Source organism: Roseateles sp., from assembly GCF_036486225.1.
GTDB lineage: Bacteria > Pseudomonadota > Gammaproteobacteria > Burkholderiales > Burkholderiaceae_C > Roseateles.
This window is the reverse complement of the sequence record NZ_DASVNZ010000259.1, coordinates 1-3318: the sequence shown is the minus strand read 5'-3', so window position 1 is coordinate 3318 and position 3318 is coordinate 1. Positions and strand designations below refer to the sequence as shown.

Genomic DNA, 3318 nt, shown 5'->3' with positions numbered 1-3318 from the left:
AGGGCTCGGTGGGCGCCTCGGGCGACCTGGCGCCGCTGTCGCACATGACGCTGGCGCTGATGGGCGAAGGCGAGATGCTGGTCGACGGCCAGCGCAAGCCCGCGCTCGCGGAGCTGGAGAAGGCCGGCCTGAAGCCGCTGGTGCTCGGGGCCAAGGAAGGCCTCGCGCTGATCAACGGCACGCAGACCTCGACGGCGCTGGCCCTGGAAGGCCTGCTGCGCTTCGAAACCGTCTACGCCGCCGCCATCGTCAGCGGCGCACTCAGCCTGGACGCCGCGCGCGGCAGCGACGGCCCCTTCGATCCCCGCATCCATGAGGTGCGCGGCCAGCCCGGCCAGATCGAATCCGCCGCCGCCTACCGCGCCCTGCTCGCGGGCAGCCCGATCCGCCAGTCCCATCGCGACGGCGACGACCGCGTGCAGGATCCCTACTGCCTGCGCTGCCAGCCGCAGGTCATGGGCGCCTGCCTGGACCAGTCGCGCTACGTCCGCGACGTGCTGCTGCGCGAGGCCAACGCGGTGACGGACAACCCGCTGGTGTTCGCGCCGGAGGACGGCCCGGCCGCCATGGTCAGCGGCGGCAACTTCCACGCCGAGCCGGTGGCGCTGGCCGCCGACGCGCTGGCCTGCGCGATCGCCGAGGTCGGCGCCATCGCCGAACGCCGCATCGCCATGCTGATCGACACCGGCGTCTCGCGCCTGCCCGCGTTCCTCACGGAGAACGCCGGCCTGAACTCCGGCTTCATGATCGCGCACGTCACCGCCGCGGCGCTGGCCAGCGAGAACAAGTCGCTGGCGCATCCGGCGAGCGTCGACAGTCTGCCGACCTCCGCCAACCAGGAGGACCACGTCTCCATGGCCACCTTCGGCGCGCGTCGCCTGGGTCCGATGCTGGACAACACCGCGCACATCGTCGCCATCGAGCTGCTGGCCGCCGCGCAGGGCATCGAGTTCCTGCGCCCGCTGCGCAGCTCGGCGCCGCTGGAGGACGTGCATGCGCTGCTGCGCGAGCGCTGCCCGGCCATGTCCACCGACCACTACCTGGCGCCAGACATCGAGCGCGCCTTCGTGCTGGTCAACGACGACGGCCCGCGCGGGCCGGCCGCGCTGCTGCGCGCGCGCACGGAGATGGTCGTGCTCGACTAACATCCGGGGCATCGGCGGGCCGGGCCCGCCATCTTCGCGCGAGCCCCGCATGCCACACACCGCCTCGACGGCGCGCCCTCCGCGCGCCGTCCGCGTTTCCACCCTCCCCGCGCCGGAACGCGCTTCGCCCCTGCTTGTGCGTTTCGTGACCAGCCTGTTGCTGCTGATCGCGGCGCTGCTCGTCGCGCCGCACGCCTTCGCCGCGACCAAGGTCGTCTTCGACATCGACATGCGCGAGGAGATCGCCGCCGGCCGCTTCGACCCCGCCAAGGACATCGTCGGCGTGCGCGGCGGCGCGGCGCCGCTGAACTGGGGGCGCTCGCTGGTGGCCCCGTCCGCGGGACTCGGCCGCGAGGGCTGGTACAGCGTCTCCGCGGTCTTCGAGCGCATCCCGCCCGGCGGCAACGTCCCGTACAAGTTCCACGTCGAGCATCCCGGCCAGAGGGATCCGGAAGGCGACTGGGAGACCGGCTCCAACCGGTCGCTGGAACTGGTCTCGGACGAGGTGCGCGTCTCGCGCGCCTTCAACGCGCCAGGCGCGCCGATCTCGCTGAGCCGCGCCGGCACCATCGAGCGGCTGGCGCCGCTGCCCGGCAACTTCGTCGGCCAGCGGCCGGTGCAGGTCTGGCTGCCGCCCAACTATGAGCGCGACACCGAGCGCCGTTATCCGGTGCTCTACCTGCACGACGGCCAGAACGTCTTCGACGCCGCCGCGGCGGGCGCCGAATGGCAGGTCGACGAGACCGCGCAGCGCCTGGTCGTCGACGGTCAGATCCAGCCGCTGATCATCGTGGCGGTGAACAACACTTCGCGCCGCATCGACGAGTACACGGCCACCGCGATGAAATATGAAGGGGACACGCGCGGCGGTCTCGCGCCCGCCTATGCGCGCTACCTGATCGAGCAGCTCAAGCCCTCGATCGACGCACGCTACCGGACCTTGCCGGATGCGGCGCACACGGCGGTGGGCGGCTCGTCGCTGGGCGGCATCATGAGCCTGTGGCTGGCGGTGCACCACGGCGACGTGTTCGGCTCGGCGCTGGTGGTCTCGCCGTCGCTGTGGTGGGACAACGAGTTCCCGATCCGCGACACGCAGAAGACGCCGCTGCCGATGTCGCAGCCGCGTCCCAAGCTGTGGCTGGACATGGGCACGAACGAAGGTTCCGACTCGATCAGGCAGCTGCGCAAGCTGCGCTCGGTCCTCTTCGCGCGCGGCTGGGCCGCGTCGGACATCGGCTATCAGGAAGTCCAGGGCGCGACGCACGATGAAGGCAGCTGGGCCGCGCGCGTCGATCCGATGCTGCGTTTCATCGACAAGCAGTTCAACACGAGGTCCGGCTCGGCCAACCGCACGCAACAGGACCCGTTCCCGACGAACGTGCGCTCGTCGATGCCGCCCGGCCCCGGCACTTACACCAAGTGACCTCGCAGTCATCGGCCCCAAGCCGATGAAGTCCACGGCTGCGAGTGGGGCCGGAACGCTGCTGGGGGTTCCCGGAGGGATGCCCCCTGCTGCGTGGAGAGCCCGCGCTTGGCAACCCGCAGTCAGTATCGCCCGGTAGCGCCTGCCACCCGCAGGTAGACGTAGGCGACCCAAGCCACCAGCGCTCGCCCGAGGAAGCCGCGAATCCCTCGCCCGGCGGTCGGCTCGACGCGCAGCGACTTCGCCACGGCCGCGTCGAACTCCCGCGCCACGTCGCCCGCGAAGGCGGCGTCACGCACGACGACATTGGCTTCGAGATTCAGCAGCAGCGAGAGCGGATCGATGTTGGAGCTGCCGATGGTGGCCCAGTCGTTGTCGACGACGCAGATCTTGGCGTGCAGGAAGGCCGGCGTGTACTCGTAGATCTGGACGCCGTGTCCGAGCAGCTCGTCGTAGAGCGCGTGCGCGGCCAGCGCCGCGATCTTGTAGTCGACCTTGCCCTGGAGCAGCAGCCGCACCTGGACGCCGCGCTGGGCCGCGTCCTTCAGCGCGCGGCGGAAGCGCTGCCCCGGATAGAAATAGGGTGTGATCAGGTCCACCCGCGCCGTCGCGGCGCGGATCGCGTCGACGTAGGCGCGCTCGATGGTGCGGCGCTGGCGCAGGTTGTCGCGCAGCACGAAGGCCGCGCGCACCGGCGGCAGCCGTTCGGGGTCGCGCCGGCGGTGTTCCCCGCGCGGCATCCGGATGCGC

3 protein-coding genes are annotated in these 3318 nt (G+C 71.3%); 2 read left to right on the top strand and 1 reads right to left on the bottom strand.

Features of this window, described 5'->3' with window-relative positions; all coding sequences use genetic code 11:
- Both VF536_RS17250 and VF536_RS17245 read left to right on the top strand, forming a co-directional pair.
- Positions 1–1145 (top strand): histidine ammonia-lyase (locus VF536_RS17250; RefSeq protein WP_331616092.1); only part of this gene is annotated, 1145 nt, incomplete at its 5' end.
- A gap of 145 nt (positions 1146–1290) precedes the next feature.
- Complete coding sequence (locus VF536_RS17245; protein ID WP_331616091.1) at positions 1291–2568, top strand: alpha/beta hydrolase; 1278 nt, start codon at positions 1291–1293, stop codon at positions 2566–2568.
- Positions 2569–2690: 122 nt separating this feature from the next.
- Here VF536_RS17245 and VF536_RS17240 read toward each other — a convergent pair.
- A partial coding sequence (locus tag VF536_RS17240; RefSeq protein WP_331616090.1) for a phospholipase D-like domain-containing protein occupies positions 2691–3318 on the bottom strand: 628 nt, incomplete at its 5' end.